This window comes from Streptomyces lucensis JCM 4490 (assembly GCF_014650035.1).
Classification (GTDB): domain Bacteria; phylum Actinomycetota; class Actinomycetes; order Streptomycetales; family Streptomycetaceae; genus Streptomyces; species Streptomyces lucensis.
The window spans coordinates 336,368-352,754 of the sequence record NZ_BMUE01000004.1 but is presented as its reverse complement, the minus strand read 5'-3'; the positions used below and the strand labels follow the sequence as shown (position 1 = coordinate 352,754).

Sequence of the window (16,387 nt, the reverse complement as noted above, 5' to 3'; positions counted from 1 at the left end):
CGCCACAGGAGGACCCCATGACCGGCACCAACCTGGGCGCTCCCGCCGAACGGCGCGAAGGGCGGCAGAAAGTCACCGGCGCCGCCCGCTACGCCGCCGAGTACACCCTGCCCGGCCGCGCCCACGCCTGGCCCGTGCCCGCCGCCGTGCCGCGCGGACGGGTCACCGCCGTCGACACCTCGGCCGCCCTCGCCCTGCCCGGCGTCCTCGCCGTCCTCACCCCCGGTGACGCCCCCCGCCTCGCCGAACCCGAGGACGGCACGCTCGCCGTCCTCCAGGACCCGGACGTGCCGCACCGGGGCTGGTGCGTGGCCCTGGCCGTCGCCGAGACCCTGGAGACGGCCCGCGCCGCCGCCCGCGCGGTCCGCGTCACCTACGACCGCAAACCCCACCACGCCGACTTCACCGAAGCCGACCCGGACGCCTACGAGCCGGACGAGGCGGGCGGCCAGGCCGGCCGCGTCGAGCGGGGCGACCCGGAGGCCGCCTACGCCGCCGCCGGCGTCCGCGTCGACGTCACCTACCGGGTGCCGCCGCTGCACAACCACCCCATGGAGCCGCACGCCAGCACCGCCCACTGGGACGGGGACCGGCTCACCGTGTACACCTCCAGCCAGGGCGGTACGGCCGTCCGGTCCGTCCTCGCCCAGCTGTTCGGGCTGGACGAGGAAGGGATCACGGTCGTCGCCGAGCACGTCGGCGGCGGCTTCGGCTCGAAGGGCACCCCGCGCCCGGACGTCGTCCTCGCCGCGATGGCCGCCCGGCACACCGGCCGCCCCGTCACCCTCGCCCTTCCCCGCCGGTACCTGCCCGACGTCGTCGGCCACCGCGCACCCACCGTGCAGCGGCTGCGTCTCGGCGCGGACCCGGACGGCCGGCTCACCGCGCTGCTGCACGAGGTGACCACCCACACCTCCCGCGTCAAGGAGTTCGTGGAGTACGCCGCGGTCCCCTCCCGCGTCATGTACGCCACCCCCGCCCTGCGCAGCGCCCACCGGGTGCTGCCGTTGGACGTGCCCAGCCCCTCCTGGATGCGGGCCCCCGGGGAGGCTCCCGGCATGTACGCCCTGGAGTCGGCCGTGGACGAGCTCGCCGGCGTGCTCGGCACCGACCCGGTGGAGCTGCGCATCCGCAACGAACCGGACCGCGAGCCGGCCAGTGGCAAGCCGTTCAGCAGCCGGCACCTGGCGGAGTGCCTGCGCGAGGGCGCCCGCCGCTTCGGCTGGGCGGAGCGCGACCCACGCCCCGGCGCCCGGCGCGAGGGCCCCTTCCTCCTCGGCACCGGTGTGGCCGCCGCCACCTACCCCGTCCAGGTCGCCCCGTCCACGGCATCCGCGCAGGCCCTGCCCGACGGCACCTTCACCGTCCGGATCAACGCCGCCGACATCGGCACCGGGGCGCGCACCGTCCTCGCCCAGGTGGCCGCCGACGCCCTCGGCGTGCCGCTGGACCGGGTGCGCACCGAGGTCGGCCGCAGCGACCTGCCCCCGGCCCCGCTGGCCGGCGGTTCCATGGGCACCGCCTCCTGGGGCTGGGCCGTGCACGAGGCGTGCGCCGAGCTGGCGTGCCGGCTGGCCGGGCACACCGGGCCGCTGCCCGTCGAGGGGATCGAGGTCCGCGCCGACACCGCCGGCAAGGCCGACGCCGACAGCCCCTACGCGCGGCACGCGTTCGGCGCCCAGTTCGCCGAGGTCGCCGTCGACACCGTCACCGGCGAGACGCGCGTGCGCCGGCTGCTCGGCGTCTTCGCCGCCGGGCACATCCTCAACGCCCGTACCGCACGCTCCCAGTTCACCGGCGCCATGACCATGGGCCTCGGCATGGCCCTCACCGAACACAGCACCCTGGACGCCGTGTTCGGCGACTTCGCCGAGCCGGACCTCGCCGCCTACCACGTGCCCGCCCACGCCGACGTCCCCGACATCGAGGCCGACTGGCTCGACGAGGACGACCCCCACCTCAACCCCATGGGCAGCAAGGGCATCGGCGAGATCGGCATCGTCGGGACCGCCGCCGCGGTCGGCAACGCGGTCCACCACGCCACCGGTATCCGCTTCCGCGAACTGCCCCTCACCCCCGACCGCGTTCTCACGGCCCTGCTGTCCGAGGGGTGACGGTGACGGGACCGACCTGGGAGTACGACGGCTACCGGCCCGAGGAGGAGAGCCTGCGGGAGTCCCTGTGCACCCTCGGCAACGGCTACTTCGCCACCCGGGGGGCACTGCCGGAGTGCACCGCTGACGAGGTCCACCACCCCGGCACGTACGCGGCCGGCTGCTACAACCGGCTCACCTCCGAGGTCGCCGGACGCAGGGTCGAGAACGAGGACATGGTCAACCTGCCCAACTGGCTGCCGCTGCGCTTCCGCCCCGCCGGCGGGGACTGGCTCACCCCGGACACCGCCCCCGTCACCGAGCACCACCAGATGCTCCACCTCGACCCCGGCCTGCTGGAACGCCGTACCCGTTACGCCCTCGGCGCCGACGCCACCCTCCTGGTGCGGCAGCAGCGCCTCGTCGACCTGGCCGACCCGCATCTCGCTGCCCTGCGCACCGAGTTCACGGTCCAGGGACACACAGTCGACCTGGAGGCCGAGGCCGCGCTCGACGGCAACGTCACCAACTCCCAGGTGGCCCGCTACCGGGACCTGGACGGCCGGCACCTCACCCAGGTGCGCACCGGTACCGCCGCGCCCGGCACGGTGTGGCTGCGCTGCCGCACCCGTACCTCCGACATCGGCTTCGGCCTGGCCGGCCGGCTGACCGCCGATGCGCCGGTCACCCACGCCGACGAGGCCCACCGAGCCGTCCAGCACGTGCGGCTCCTCCTGCCGCCCGGCCGTACCGTGACCGTCGACAAGACCGTCGCCCTGCACACCTCCCACGACCCCGCCATCGGCGACCCGCTGCGCGCGGCCGTCGACCGGGTCCGCGCCGCGCCCGGCTTCGACGAGCTGCGCGAGGTGCACGCCGCCGCCTGGGAGCAGCTGTGGCGGCGCACCGCACTGGAGGTCCCCGGCGAGGCCGGCAGCATCCTGCGCCTGCACCTGTTCCACGTGCTGCAGACCCTCTCCCCGCACACCGCCGACCTCGACGTCGGTGTCCCCGCGCGCGGACTGCACGGCGAGGCCTACCGCGGCCACGTCTTCTGGGACGAACTCTTCGTCCTGCCCTACCTCAACCTCCACCTCCCCGAGGTCTCCCGCGCCCTGCTCCGCTACCGCCACCGCCGCCTGGGCGCCGCCTGCCAGGCGGCCCGCGACCTCGGCCGGCGCGGCGCGCTGTACCCCTGGCAGAGCGGCAGCGACGGCCGCGAGGAGACCCAGCAGCTCCATCTCAACCCCCGCTCCGGCCGCTGGCTGCCCGACCACTCCCGGCTCCAGCACCACGTCGGCTCGGCGGTCGCCTACAACGTGTGGCAGTACTGGGAGGCGAGCGGCGACGTCGACTTCCTGCACGGCGAGGGCGCCGAGATGCTGCTGCACATCGCCCGCTTCTGGGCCGACTCGGCTCGCTGGGACGACCATCTGGGCCGGTACCGCATCCGGGGTGTGGTCGGCCCCGACGAGTACCACGACGCCTACCCCGACGCGCTCCGGCCGGGCCTGGACGACAACGCCTACACCAACGTCACCGCCGCCTGGGTGCTCGGCCGCACCCTGGAACTGCTGCGCGCCCTGCCCGAGCCGCGCCGTCGCGAACTCACCGAGGAGGCCGGGCTGGAGGAGGACGAACCGGCCCGCTGGGAGGAGGTCTCGCACGCCCTCCACATCCCCTTCCACGACGGGGTGGTCAGCCAGTTCGAGGGCTACGGCGACCTCGCCGAGCTGGACTGGGCCGGCTACCGCAGGCAGTACGAGGACATCCGCCGGCTGGACCGCATCCTGGAGGCCGAGGGCGACACCGTCAACCGCTACAAGGCGTCCAAACAGGCCGACGTGCTGATGCTCGGCTACCTCTTCTCCCCGCCGGAACTGCGCAACCTGTTCACCCAGTTGGGGCACCGGCTCGACGAGCGGACGTGGACCGCGACCGTGGACCACTACCTGCACCGCACCAGCCACGGCTCCACCCTCAGCGGCCTCGTCCACGGCTGGATCCTGACCCGGGCCCGCCGGGCGGACGCCTGGGTCTTCGTCCAGGAGGCGCTGCGCGGGGACATCGCCGACCTCCAGGGCGGCACCACCGGCGAGGGCATCCACCTCGGCGCGATGGCCGGCACGCTCGACCTCGTCCAGCGCGGACTGACCGGCCTCGCGACCCGGGGCGGCGCCCTGTACCTCGACCCGGTCCCGCTGCCCGAACTCTCCTCCTACGGTTTCTCCCTGCGCTACCACGGCAACTGGGGCGTCCATCTGCGCCTGCGCAGCGGCCTGCTGGAGATCGCCGTGCCGGCCCCGGGCCGCGCACCGGTCGACGTCCGCCTGCGGGACCGGGACGTCCTGGTGAGACCGGGGGAGACGGCACGTCTGGTCCTGCCGGAATGAGACCGGCTGGTCCTCCCGTCCGACGGCGTCCACGCGTCCCCTACGGTGTACGGGCAGATCCTGCGACGGAGGAGGAGCCGCGGACATGAGCGCGATCGACGACGCCCCCCTGCGCGTCCTGGCCGTGGACGACGAGGAACCCGCGCTCGAGGAACTGCTCTACCTCCTGGGCAAGGACCCGCGGGTCGGCAGCGTGGTGCCCGCGTCGGCCGCCACCGAGGCGCTGCGCCGGCTGAGCGCGGCGGCGCGGAGCGGCGCGGACGGCTTCGACGTCGTCTTCCTGGACATCGACATGCCCGGCCTGGGCGGTCTCGAACTGGCCCGGCTGCTGGGCGGCGCCGCCGCGCCGCCGCTGGTCGTCTTCGTCACCGCCCACGAGGACTTCGCGGTCCGCGCCTTCGACCTCAAGGCCGTCGACTACCTGCTCAAGCCGCTGCGCGAGGAACGGTTCGCCGAGGCCGTGCGGCGGGTCGCCGAACTGGTCCGGGCCGGTCAGGGCCCACGCCCGGCCGCCCGTGCGGCGGCCGGCCCCGGCCCCGCGCCGGCCTTCGGCGACCACGTCCCGGTGGAGCTGGGCGGGGTGACCCGGTTCGTGCCCGTCGCCGACATCACCTACGTGGAGGCCCACGGGGACTACGCCCGGCTGCACACCCGCGACGCCAGCCACCTGGTGCGCATCCCGCTGTCCGCCCTGGAGGAACAGTGGCGCGCACGCGGCTTCGTGCGCATCCACCGCAGCCGGCTCGTCGCCCTCGGCCGCATCGAGGAACTCCGCCTGGACGGCGGCAACCTGACCGTCCGGATCGGGGACCGCGTCCTCGCCGTCAGCCGGCGCAACGCCAGGGAGCTGCGTGACCTGCTGGCGAGGCACGCGGCGGCGGCGCCGTGATGCGCATATGCTCCCGATCCCATGTGAATCGTCCCGGTGAGGGGTTTATGGTCGAGTTGAGGACACCTTCCGTCGGTGTCGGGCAGACCGCGCTGTTCGTCGCGTGGATGCGGCAGCTGGAGAGCGAGCGCGACGACGCGCTGTTCCGGGACCCGCTCGCCGCCGAGATGCTCTCCGCGCTGTCGGGGGACCGCGTACTGGCCGGCATGGCCGAGGTCATCCGGCGCACCCACGGCCCGGCGCGGGGCTTCCCGGCGTATTTCGCCGTGCGCACGCGGTTCTTCGACGACGAGGTGCTCGCCGCCGTACGGCGCGGAATCCGCCAGGTCGTCACCCTGGCCGCGGGCCTGGACGGGCGCGGCGTACGCCTCGAACTGCCGTCCGGGACACGCTGGTTCGAGGTGGACCTGCCGGAGATGACGGAGTTCAAGGACGCACTCCTCGAACGCTCCGGCCTCCCGCTGTCCTGCGAGCGCCGGGCGGTCGCCGCCGACCTGCGGGAGGACTGGCGGTCCGCGCTGCGGGCCGCCGGCTTCGACCCGTCGCGGCCCACGGTCTGGCTCGTCGAGGGCCTCCTGATGTACCTGACCGACGAGGCGGGGGACGCCGTCCTCGCCGGTCTCAGCGAACTGTCCGCACCGGGGAGCCGTGTCCTGGTGGAGCACCTGAAGGCGGCCATGCTGAGCGAAGAGGGCCGACCCGTTCGGGAGGGCGTCGAGGAGCACGGCGCGTCCTGGCTCTCCGCCCGCGACGACCTGCGGTCCTGGCTGCGCGGTCACGGCTGGCAGGCACAGGTGTACTCCGGTGACGACCCGGGGATCGGCCACGGGCGCGCGGTGGCGCCGCTCCCGGCCTGCTGGCTGGCGACGGCCACGCTCACCCCACCCGCCGGTGCGCCCGCCGGCTGACGCGGCCCCGGGCGGACGGGCTCAGGCCCCTTTGCGGAAGCGCTCGCTGAGCTGTCGGCCCAGCGCGGGCGTCACCCGGCCGAGGGGAAGCGCGGCCCCGAGGGACCGGGCGAGGTCGGCGGCGTACAGGTCGACGGCCGACTCGGTCAGATCCGCCAGGTTGCCCGCCGCGTCCCGGCCCCTTCCCCATCCCATGAGCAGGAGGACGACCCCGCCGAGGGCCGCCGGCCACCACTGGACGCCCAGGCACAGGTAGAGCAGGCCCCAGCCGCCCAGCGTCGCGGCGTCCGCCATCGCCTGCCGCGCGGCGATCAGGTCGTTGCGGCAGGCCTCCGGCAGCAACGGCCACAGGCGCGGCCAGGTGAAGGCCAGGTCGAGTCCGTACTGGCCGTGGACGCGCAGGCCCACGCCCCGCAGCCGGTCACCGATCCACGTCGGCCGGGCCGGCGGGACGAGCGCGATGGCGTTGCGGGCTGCGACGAGGGCCGCCTCTTCGGCCGGGCCGGCCAGCCGCGCAGCGGCGTCCGCCCGCGCCCACCGGTCCTGGCGCCGGCTGACGAGCCGGCCCGTCAGCCACGGCGGACCGGCGAGCAGCCACACCTTCTCGACCGCGGCGCCCAGCCCGCGCGCCAGCAGCCCGGTCACCGCGCCGGCGGCGAACACCCCGCACAGCAGGACGACCGCCGCCCCCGGACGGTGGTCGTAGCGTGCCGCGAAGCCCTCGGCGAGCCGGCCCAGACGCCGCAGGCCGAGCGCGTCGCGCTGTCCGAGCAGGAGGCCCGCGCCGGCCAGTGCGGTGAACAGCGCGCCGGGCAGGACCAGCAGGGTGATCCAGCGTTCGGCGAGCTTCCTTCCCAGCTCCGACAGGAACGCGTTCATCCGAAGGACATCGGCTCGCCGGACACGGCGCACTCGGGCAGCGCAGCGCCGGGCTCGCGGGTCTCCGTACGCCGGCACCGCCTGCCCGGGCAGGCGTACGAGCCGGCCGGTGGCGCGACGGCCTCCTGGCCCGGCACCGGGACGTAGCCCCGGCTGTTCGACGGCACGCCCAGCCGGCCGCAGACCCACTCCAGCACGGCCGTCACCGACCGCGTACCGTCGCGCAGCCCGTCGAGGACGTGCTCCAGTTCGGCGGCCCACCCCCGCTGCCGCGCCAAGTGGCGCACCTGCGGCAGTCCTTGGCACAGATAGGTCCACTCGTCAGCCGCCACGGCACGGTTCTGCACCGTTCTCCCCTCATGGTGCACCTTTTCAGGTCATAGTCTCACCAGTGCCGTGTGAGGGGGATGCATACAGTGGAAGTCATGGGCGCGCCCGGGAAGGCCGCGGGCACCGGGGATCTCGCCTTCGCCATGGAGGACCTGCTCGACGCCTACTTCGCGGACAGCGATCCGCGGGTCCTGACGGATCCGGAGGCGCGGCGGCTCGCCGATCGCCTGTACTACGCGATCGACTGGCTGTCCCCCGGCGGGCAAGTGGCGGACGTCGCACGCAGGTTCAACGCCGCCCTGCTGCTGGGGGCCTACCACTGGTACCGGTTCCGGCACGAGGAACAGCGGGAGGACGCCGGGCGCGCCTCGGTCATGTACCTGATGGTCGCCAAGGTCGCCCCCCAGTGCGTGCCCGGGCCGCTGCTGGACGCCTTCACCGAGAGCGGCAGCCTCGTGCGGGACGGCGAGCCGACGGCCGGCGAACTGGCGGGATACACGGGCAGTGCCGTCGGACTGCTCAAGGAGGCGGAGGTGACGGGCGACCTGTGCCTGCTCGACGACGCCGTCCAGCTCTGCCTGCTCTCCGCCCGCGCGAATCCGCGGGACGACCTGGTCAAGGCGGAGGCGCTCACCGTCCTCGGCAACGTCCTCGTCCGCAGGTACGAGTTCGCGGACGACGCCGACGCCCTGGACCGGGCCATGGTCGTCACCGTCAAGGCCGGGGAGATGACCCCGCCGGACCACCCGTACTTCCGGACGTGCTCCTCGGGATTCGGCCACATCGCGATCCGCACGTTCCAGCGGGACGGCGACCTGCACACGCTCGACCTGGCGGTCCGGTCACTGCGTGCGGCCGCGTACGGCGCCCCGGACGACGATCCCCACCGTGCCGCCCATCTCACCAACCTCGCCACGGCCCTGAGCCTGCGGGGCCAGCGCACCGGCCGCGCCGAGGACACCGAGGAGGCGTTCGAGGCGCAGTTCGAGGCGGTGGAGATCACTCCCCCCGGCCACCCCGACGCGCCGAGCCGCCTGATCAACCTGGCGGGTGCCCTGGGAACCCGGTCCGGGGACCCCGCCGCGGGCGAGGACGGGCGCGACCTCGTGGTCGGCCTGCTCGAGGACGTCCTGCCGCACGTGCCCGAGGGGCACCCCAACCGGCCGGGCTGCCTGATCTTCCTGGTGCACGCGCTGGGGGAGCGTTTCGCACACAGCGGGGACCCGGCCGACCTGGCCAGGTCCGTCGAGGTGGGCCGGCAGGCGCTCGCGGAAGGCCTGTCCGGCGGCGGTTACCTCGAGCCGGACCTGTTACGGGTCTTCGCCCGTTCCCTCAGGGCCTACGCGGAACACTTCGCCGCGCCCGCCGCCCTGTCCGAGGCCGTCGAGGTGCTGCGCGGGGTCGAACAGTCGCTCCCCGGGGACCATCCCGACCGCACGGAGACCCTGAGCATGCTCGGGTTCGCGCTGTGGGACCGGTTCAAGGCCGGCGGCAGGACAGAGGACCGGCACCGGGCCGCCGAGGCGCTGAGCGAAGCCTCCCGCGTCCCCACCGCCCCGGCCAGGTCCCGGACGCTGGCGGCGGCCGCCGCGGGCACCATCGCGGCCGACTCGGGGGACTTCGCGCGTGCCACCGACCTCTTCGCGCTCGCTCTCGACCAGCTGGAACTGACGGCCTGGCGCGGCCTGGGGCGGCCGGACCGGGAGAGCCTGATCTCCGACTTCCCCGACCTGGTCACGAACGCGGCGGCCAGTGCCGTGCGCGCCGGCCGGCCCGAACGCGCGGTGGAACTCCTCGAGCAGGGACGCGGCATCCTGCTCGCCCAGGCCCTGGAGACCCGGGCCGACGACCAGGCGCTCCGCGCGCGGGCACCGGATCTCGCCGACCGGCTCGGCGAGATCCTCCTCGAACTCGACCGGCTGCCCGACAGCCCGTACGCGACGGCCTCGTGGAGTGCGCAGGACCGCAGGCGGGCGAACGAGCGCCGGGGCGAACTCGCCCGCCGGCGTGAGGAGATCCTCGCCGCCATCCGCGCGCTGCCCCGCCTCGCCGGCTTCCTGCGCCCGCCCTCCTTCACCTCGCTGCGCGAGGCGGCCGAGCACGGACCGGTGGTGCTGCTCATCGCGAGCCGGTACGGCTGCCGCGCGCTCGTCCTGACGGGAGCCGGGGTGCGGGCGCTGCCCCTCGGCACCGACCACCGGCAGGTGGCCGAACGGACCCTCGCCTTCCTGCGGGCCGTCGGCCCCGGCGGGTCGCCGCTCGCAGCCCACACGGTGGTCGTGGACACGCTGGCCTGGCTGTGGGAGGCCGTCGCGGAGCCGGTGCTGCAGGCGCTCGGCCACACCGGGGCCGCCGGCCCGGACGCGGACCCGCCACGACTGTGGTGGTGCCCCACCGGACTCTTCACGCTCTTCCCCCTGCACGCGGCGGAACGCGTCGGCCCCGGCACCGGCCGTCAGGCGGTGCTCGACCGGGTCGTCTCCTCCTACACGCCCACCCTCCGGGCCCTGCTGCACGCCCGTGAGCACAGCCCGCGGCCGCTCACACCGGACTCGGGCGGCCTCGTCGTCTCCATGCCGTCCACGCCGGACCTGCCGGACCTCCCCGCCGCGGGGCACGAGGCCCAGCTCCTGCACCTGCGGTACCCGGACGCCAGGCTGCTCACCGGCCCGGCCGCCACGATCCCGGCGGTGCTGGAGGCACTGGGCCACTGCTCCTGGGCCCACTTCGCGTGCCACGGCACCCAGGACCTCGCGCGTCCGTCGAACGGCGCACTCCACCTGCACGACGGCCCGCTGACCCTGCGGGACATCGCCGACCTCCGGCTTCCCCGGGCGCGGTTCGCGTTCCTGTCCGCCTGCGAGACGTCACGCGGCGGCATGGTGCTGGCAGACGAGGCGCTCAGCCTCGCCGCGACCCTCCAGATCGCCGGCTTCCGCGACGTCGTGGGCACGCTGTGGCCCATCGACGACGGCTACGCACGAGAGGTGGCCGACCTCGTGTACGAGAACCTGGCCCGCCCGGACACCCCGGACCCCGCGGCGGCCCTGCACGCCGCCATCGCCGCCGTGCGGTCTCGGCACCCCGACGCCGTGCTGGTCTGGGCGCCCTACGCGCATGTCGGCCCCTGAGCGGGCCGGGCCGCTGGCCGTCACCCGTCCGGCCCACGCGCCCAGGCGCATCCGGCCGCACCGCTCGCACCGTAGAGAGGGAGGACACGCGCCGGGAGGCGGCGCACCGGCGAGCGGCGGGCGGCACAGGCGATCATGAGCGACGACGACACCACACCGGCCCGGCACCCGACGGGCGGCGGCCTGACCTGCCTGGTGACCGGCGCGAGCGGATACATCGGCGGCCGGCTGGTGCCGGAACTGCTCGACGCGGGCCACCGCGTGCGCTGCCTGGCCCGCACCCCGGCCAAACTGCGCGACCACGCGTGGGCCGACCGGGTCGAGATCGTCGAGGGCGACGTCACCGACCCCGGGTCGGTGGCCCGCGCCATGGACGGCGTGGACGTGGCCTACTACCTCGTGCACGCCCTGGGCACCGGGCGCGGTTTCGAGGACACCGACCGCGACGCGGCCCGCGTCTTCGGTGAGCAGGCCCACCGGGCCGGCGTCGGACGGCTCGTCTACCTGGGCGGGCTGACCCCCGCGTCGGTGCCCGAGCGGGAACTCTCACCGCACCTGCGCTCCCGCGCCGAGGTCGGCCGCATCCTGCTCGACTCGGGCGTGCCGACGGCCGTGCTGCGCGCCGCCGTGATCATCGGCTCCGGCTCGGCGAGCTTCGAGATGCTGCGCTACCTCACCGAGCGGCTGCCCGTGATGGTCACCCCGCGCTGGGTGCACACCCGCATCCAGCCCATCGCCGTACGGGACGTGCTGCGTCTGCTGACCGGCTGCGCACGACTGCCCGGCGACGTGAACCGCACCTTCGACATCGGCGGCCCGGACGTGCTGACGTACCTCGACATGATGCGGGGCTACGCCGCCGTGGCCCGGCTGCCCCGGCGGCTGATCCTGCCCGTCCCCGTCCTCACCCCCGGCCTGTCCAGCCACTGGGTGGGCCTCGTGACACCGGTCCCCGCCTCGATCGCCCGCCCCCTGACCGAGTCCCTGCGGCACGAGGTGGTGTGCCGCGAGAACGACATCGAACGCTACCTGCCGAGTCCGCCAGGGCATCCCCTCGGCTTCGACCGCGCCGTGACACTCGCCCTGCAGCGCGTCCGCGACGCCAAGGTCACCACCCGGTGGTCGTCGGCCTCCGTGCCCGGCGCCCCCAGCGACCCGCTGCCCACCGACCCCGACTGGGCGGGCGGCAGCCTCTACACCGACGTGCGCGAACGCGACACCGACGTCGCCCCCGAGGCCCTGTGGAGGGTCATCGAGGGCATCGGCGGGGAGAACGGCTGGTACTCCTTCCCCCTGGCCTGGGCGGTACGCGGCTGGGCCGACCGCCTCGTCGGCGGCGTCGGCCTGCGCCGGGGCCGCCGGGACGCCCAGCGGCTGCGGGCCGGTGACTCCCTGGACTTCTGGCGCGTCGAGGAGATCGAACGCGGCCGCCTGCTGCGGCTGCGCGCCGAGATGCGGCTGCCCGGCCTGGCCTGGCTGGAGATGCGCGTGGACACCGACGGTCGCGTCAGGTACCGGCAGCGGGCCGTGTTCCACCCCCGCGGACTGCTCGGCCACCTGTACTGGTGGAGCGTCTCGCCCTTCCACGCGGTCGTCTTCGGCGGCATGGCCCGCAACATCGTCCGCGCCGCCGAACGCGCGGCGCCCGCGGGGCACGGGCGCGCCAAAGGCGCATCCGCGGCGGCGGCCGGGACGGAAGACAGCGGAGTGAGCACCGCACCCCGGCGCCCCTGAGGAAGAGGCTGGCCCCATGCACGTCTCGGTCGTCCTGTTCACCGCCGACCTGCGCCTGTACGACCATCCACCGCTGCGGGCGGCCCTGGACGCGGCCGACGCCGTCGTCCCGCTGTTCGTGCGCGACCGTGCCGTCGAGGCGGCCGGGTTCGCCGCGCCCAACCGCCGCGCCTTCCTCGACGGCTGCCTGGCGGACCTGGACGCCTCGCTGCGCGAGCGGGGCGGCCGGCTCGTGGTGCGCTCCGGCGACCTGGTGGAGGAGGTGTGCCGGGTGGTGACCGAGGCGGACGCCGACGAGGTGCACATGTCGGACGGGCACAGCGCGTTCGCCGTCCACCGGGAGCGGCGGCTGCGCGCCGCCCTGGAGTCGGCGGGCCGCCGGCTGTTCGTGCACGACGCGGTCACCGTCGCGGTGCCGCCCGGCACGCTGACCCCGGCCTCCTCCGACCACTTCGCCGTCTTCACCCCGTACTACCGGCACTGGGCGCAGGTCGCGCTGCGGCCGGCCGGTGGCCCCCCGCGCCGGGTGCCCGTGCCCGACCGGGTGCACGGGGAGGCGCTCCCCGCACCCGGAGCGATCACCGGGGCGTCCCCGGCCCTGCCGCCCGGCGGGGAGAGCGAGGCCCGCAGGCGGGTGAGCGCCTACTGGCGCCGCGGCCTGGACGCCTACGACACCACCCACGACGACCTGGCCGCCGACGCCACCTCGCGCCTCTCCGCCCACCTGCACTTCGGCACGCTGTCCCCGGTGGAACTGGTGCACCGGGCCCGCCGGCGCGGCGGCCCCGGCGCCGAGGCGCTCGTGCGGCAGCTCGCCTGGCGCGACTTCCACCGCCAGGTGCTCGCCGCGCGCCCCGAAGCCGCCCACGCCGACTACCGCACCAAACGCGACCGCTGGCGCACCGAGCGCACCGCCGGCCCCGACATCGAGGCCTGGCGCGAGGGCCGCACCGGCTACCCGGTCGTCGACGCGGCCATGCGGCAGCTGCGCGATGAGGGCTGGATGCACAACCGGGCCCGGCTCCTGACCGCCAGCTTCCTGGCGAAGACCCTCTACGTCGACTGGCGGATCGGCGCCGCCCACTTCCTGCACTGGCTGGTCGACGGGGACCTCGCCAACAACCAGCTCAACTGGCAGTGGATGGCCGGCACCGGCACCGACACCCGGCCCAACCGGGTCCTCAACCCGGTCACACAGGGCAAGAAGTACGACCCGCGAGGTGCCTACGTCCGCCGCTGGGTCCCCGAACTCTCCGCGCTCCCCGCCCCCGCGGTGCACGAGCCGTGGAAGCTGCCCGGTCCGGAGCGTGCGGCCCTCGGCTACCCGGATCCGGTCGTCGCTCTCCCCGACGGCCTGGACCGTTTCCGGCGGGCCCGCGGCAGACAGCCGTGACCAGGCGGCCCGGGCCATCCGATGCAGCAACGATGCGACTTGTGGGGCCGTTCTCCCGCGGCGCACGCTGATCACACCGGACGATCACCCGTCCGGCGAGGCGCGAGCCGAGGAGAGAGATGGTCATGGACCGAATCCCGGCCGTCCCGGACGGCGCCGCGCTCCCCGCGGACGACGCGACCTGGTCCGCGCTCCACCGCCAGTGGGGCGGGCTGGTGCACGGGCTGGCCAACCAGGCGCTCGGGGACGCGCGGGAGGCGGAGGACGTGGCCCAGCAGGTGTTCGCCGACGCCTGGCGCGGCCGCCGCGGCTACGTCCCGGAGCGGGGGACACCGGCCGCCTGGCTCGTCGGCATCACCCGGCGCAAGGTGGCCGACGCGCTGGCGACCCGGGCGCGTCGCGCCCGTCTCGTCGCCCTGGCCGGCGAACAGTCCCCGGCGCACGGTGCCGGCGAGGACGCCGGCGAGCCGGAGTCCGCGCTCGACCGGCTGCTCGTCGGCCGGGCCCTGCGGCAGCTGAGCACCGCGCAGCGCCAGGTGCTGCACCTGGCCTACTACGAGGACCTGACGCAGACCCAGATCGCCCAGGTCACCGGCTGGCCGCTCGGCACGGTCAAGAGCCACACGCGGCGCGGCCTCGACCATCTGCGCCGCTGCCTGGCGGCGGAGGGCGTCGGAGCGGCCTGACGGCCACCGGCCGCGTCACGCCGTCACTTCGGCGTCAGCAGTTGTCCGGTCCGGATGGTCTTGCCTCCGGGGTGGCAGCGGCTGCCCCGGACGCGCGGGAGGCCTGCGGGGCGTAGTGCTCCAGGGTGGAGGTGTCGCCCTCGGGCAGGCCGAGCTCCCGGGCCCGCAGCAGGCGGCGCATGACCTTGCCGCTGCGGGTGTGCGGCAGGTGCTGGTCGAAGGCGATCTCGCGGGGCGCCACTGCGGGACCCAGCCGGCGCCTGGCGAAGGCCAGCAGTTCCCGCCGCGTCGCGGTGGTCGCGTCGAAGCCCGGCCGCAGCGTGACGAACGCCTTGACGATGTTCCCGGCCACGGGGTCGGGACGGCCGACGACCCCGGACTCGGCGACCGCGGGGTGTTCCATCAGGGCGCTCTCGACCTCGAAGGGGCCGACGAGGTGTCCTGCCGAGGTGATGACGTCGTCGGCACGGCCCACGAACCAGTACCAGCCGTCGGCGTCGCGTCGTACCAGGTCGCCGGTGAGGTACCAGCCGTCCGCGAAGGCCGCAGCGGTCCGCGGCTCGTCGTGCAGGTAACCGCGGAACATGGAGGGCCAGCAGGGCCGGAGCGCCAGCTCACCCACCACGCCGGGTTCCTCCAGCACCGTGACGTGCCCGCCGGCGACCTCGGCCCGGCCGTCCTCCCCGCGCCGCAGCACCGCCGCCCGCACACCGGGCAGCGGGCGTCCCATCGAGCCGGGGCGGATGTCGCAGCCGGCGAAGTTGGCGATCATGATGGCGCCGGTCTCGGTCTGCCACCAGTTGTCGTGCACCGGCAGCCCGAGCACGTCCCGCCCCCACACGACCGCCTCCGGGTCGAGCGGCTCGTCCGTCGACGCCACGAACCGCAGCGCGTTCAGGTCGAACGAGCGGGGCAGGTCGTACGGGCCGGCCCTCGGCGTCGTCCGCATCAGCTCGCGCAGGGCCGTCGGCGCCGTGTACCAGACACTGACCCGCTGCTCGGCGAGGACGCGGTACCAGCGGCGGGCGTCGTAGTCGCCCTCGTCCACCACGACCGTCACGCCGTGCAGGAGGGGCGCGATGATCCCGTAGGACATCCCGGTCACCCAGCCCGGGTCGGCCGTGCACCAGAAGACGTCGTCCGCGTGCAGGTCGAGGGCGTACAGCGCGCTCGCGTAGTGCGCGACGGCCGCCTCGTGCACGTGCACGGCGCCCTTGGGGACGCCCGTCGTGCCGCTGGTGAAGTGCAGCAGCGCCATGTCGTGGGGGGAGGTCGGCGGAATGGTGAAGGTGTCGGCGGCGTCGGCCATCAGCGCCGCGAGGCCGAGCGTGCCGGGCAGGTCGTCCGCCCCTTCGCCGACGATCAGTACGTGGCTCAGCGCGGCGAGGGCGCCGCGCCGGGCGGCGACCTTCCCGCGGTACAGCTCGGCCGTGGTGACCAGCACCCGCGCGTCGCCCAGCGTCATCCGCTGGAACACCGGGTCCGGCCCGAAGGCGGGGAACAGCGGGCACAGGACGCTGGTGTTCTTCAGCGTGCCGAGGACCACGGTGTACAGCTCGGGGCAGCGCCCAAGCAGCGTCACGACCCGGTCGCCGTGACCGATCCCGAGGCCGCGGAGCACGTTGGCGAACCGCGCCGTCGAGCGGGACAGGTCCGCGTACGTCACCGAGGTGACGCGGTCGTCCCGCCCGACGCAGCGCAGCGCGACCGCTGTCGCACGATCCGACGCCGCGTGCCGGTCCACGGCCTCGTGGGCGATGTTGAGTCCCCGGCCGCCGGGCAGCCCCTGAAGCCCGCCGCGTGCCGCCTGCCACGAGAAGCCCGCGCACTCCTTGCCGTAGTCGCCCAGGTGGGGGGCGGTCCGCGGCAGGCTCTCCTTGCGGATGGTCTCCCGGCGCATGCCGGCCCTCCTTTCCTCGGGCCACCTACGATCCTGCGCTCGGAGACGGCC

11 protein-coding genes are annotated in these 16,387 nt (G+C 75.0%); 8 read left to right on the top strand and 3 right to left on the bottom strand.

What is annotated here, in order from left to right:
* Positions 1-17 precede the first annotated feature (17 nt).
* The 4 genes from IE177_RS12760 (at position 18) to IE177_RS12745 (ending at position 6,283) form a co-directional block, all read left to right on the top strand.
* Positions 18-2,114, top strand: coding sequence for a xanthine dehydrogenase family protein molybdopterin-binding subunit (locus tag IE177_RS12760; RefSeq protein ID WP_190015379.1), 2,097 nt, complete (start codon positions 18-20; stop codon positions 2,112-2,114).
* 2 nt (positions 2,115-2,116) lie between these two features.
* Entirely contained in the window at positions 2,117-4,486 is a 2,370-nt protein-coding gene (locus IE177_RS12755) for a glycoside hydrolase family 65 protein (protein WP_190015378.1), read from the top strand.
* Positions 4,487-4,571: 85 nt separating this feature from the next.
* Positions 4,572-5,375 (top strand): LytR/AlgR family response regulator transcription factor, encoded by an 804-nt coding sequence (locus IE177_RS12750; RefSeq protein WP_190015377.1) that lies wholly within the window; start codon positions 4,572-4,574, stop codon positions 5,373-5,375.
* Between the two features lie 56 nt (positions 5,376-5,431).
* Complete coding sequence (locus IE177_RS12745) at positions 5,432-6,283, top strand: SAM-dependent methyltransferase (protein ID WP_229816029.1); 852 nt, start codon at positions 5,432-5,434, stop codon at positions 6,281-6,283.
* A 21-nt stretch (positions 6,284-6,304) separates the two neighbouring features.
* Here the strand turns inward: IE177_RS12745 and IE177_RS12740 are convergent, their stop codons facing one another.
* The gene (locus IE177_RS12740; protein ID WP_190015375.1) at positions 6,305-7,162 is read right to left on the bottom strand and encodes a hypothetical protein; all 858 of its coding nucleotides are present in this window, start codon (positions 7,160-7,162) and stop codon (positions 6,305-6,307) included.
* Positions 7,159-7,509, bottom strand: coding sequence for a hypothetical protein (locus IE177_RS12735; RefSeq protein ID WP_229816028.1), 351 nt, complete (start codon positions 7,507-7,509; stop codon positions 7,159-7,161). The genes IE177_RS12740 and IE177_RS12735 overlap by 4 nt, the downstream gene beginning before the upstream one ends.
* A 78-nt stretch (positions 7,510-7,587) precedes the next feature.
* On the opposite strand from IE177_RS12735, the gene IE177_RS12730 reads away from it, so the two are divergent.
* From IE177_RS12730 to IE177_RS12715, 4 genes are all read left to right on the top strand, one after another.
* A complete protein-coding gene (locus IE177_RS12730) occupies positions 7,588-10,623 on the top strand; it encodes a CHAT domain-containing protein (RefSeq protein WP_190015373.1) in 3,036 nt (1,011 codons plus the stop codon).
* Positions 10,624-10,758: 135 nt separating this feature from the next.
* Positions 10,759-12,357, top strand: a complete 1,599-nt coding sequence (locus tag IE177_RS12725; RefSeq protein WP_190015372.1) for an SDR family oxidoreductase — start codon at positions 10,759-10,761, stop codon at positions 12,355-12,357.
* A gap of 16 nt (positions 12,358-12,373) precedes the next feature.
* A complete protein-coding gene (locus IE177_RS12720; RefSeq protein WP_190015371.1) occupies positions 12,374-13,750 on the top strand; it encodes a cryptochrome/photolyase family protein in 1,377 nt (458 codons plus the stop codon).
* Between the two features lie 125 nt (positions 13,751-13,875).
* Complete coding sequence (locus tag IE177_RS12715) at positions 13,876-14,436, top strand: RNA polymerase sigma factor (protein WP_190015370.1); 561 nt, start codon at positions 13,876-13,878, stop codon at positions 14,434-14,436.
* Between the two features lie 34 nt (positions 14,437-14,470).
* Here IE177_RS12715 and acsA read toward each other — a convergent pair whose 3' ends face one another.
* Positions 14,471-16,336 carry an acetate--CoA ligase gene (gene acsA / locus IE177_RS12710; RefSeq protein ID WP_190015369.1) on the bottom strand — a complete coding sequence of 622 codons (1,866 nt, stop codon included), beginning with the start codon at positions 16,334-16,336 and terminating at the stop codon, positions 14,471-14,473.
* Positions 16,337-16,387: the final 51 nt, after the last annotated feature.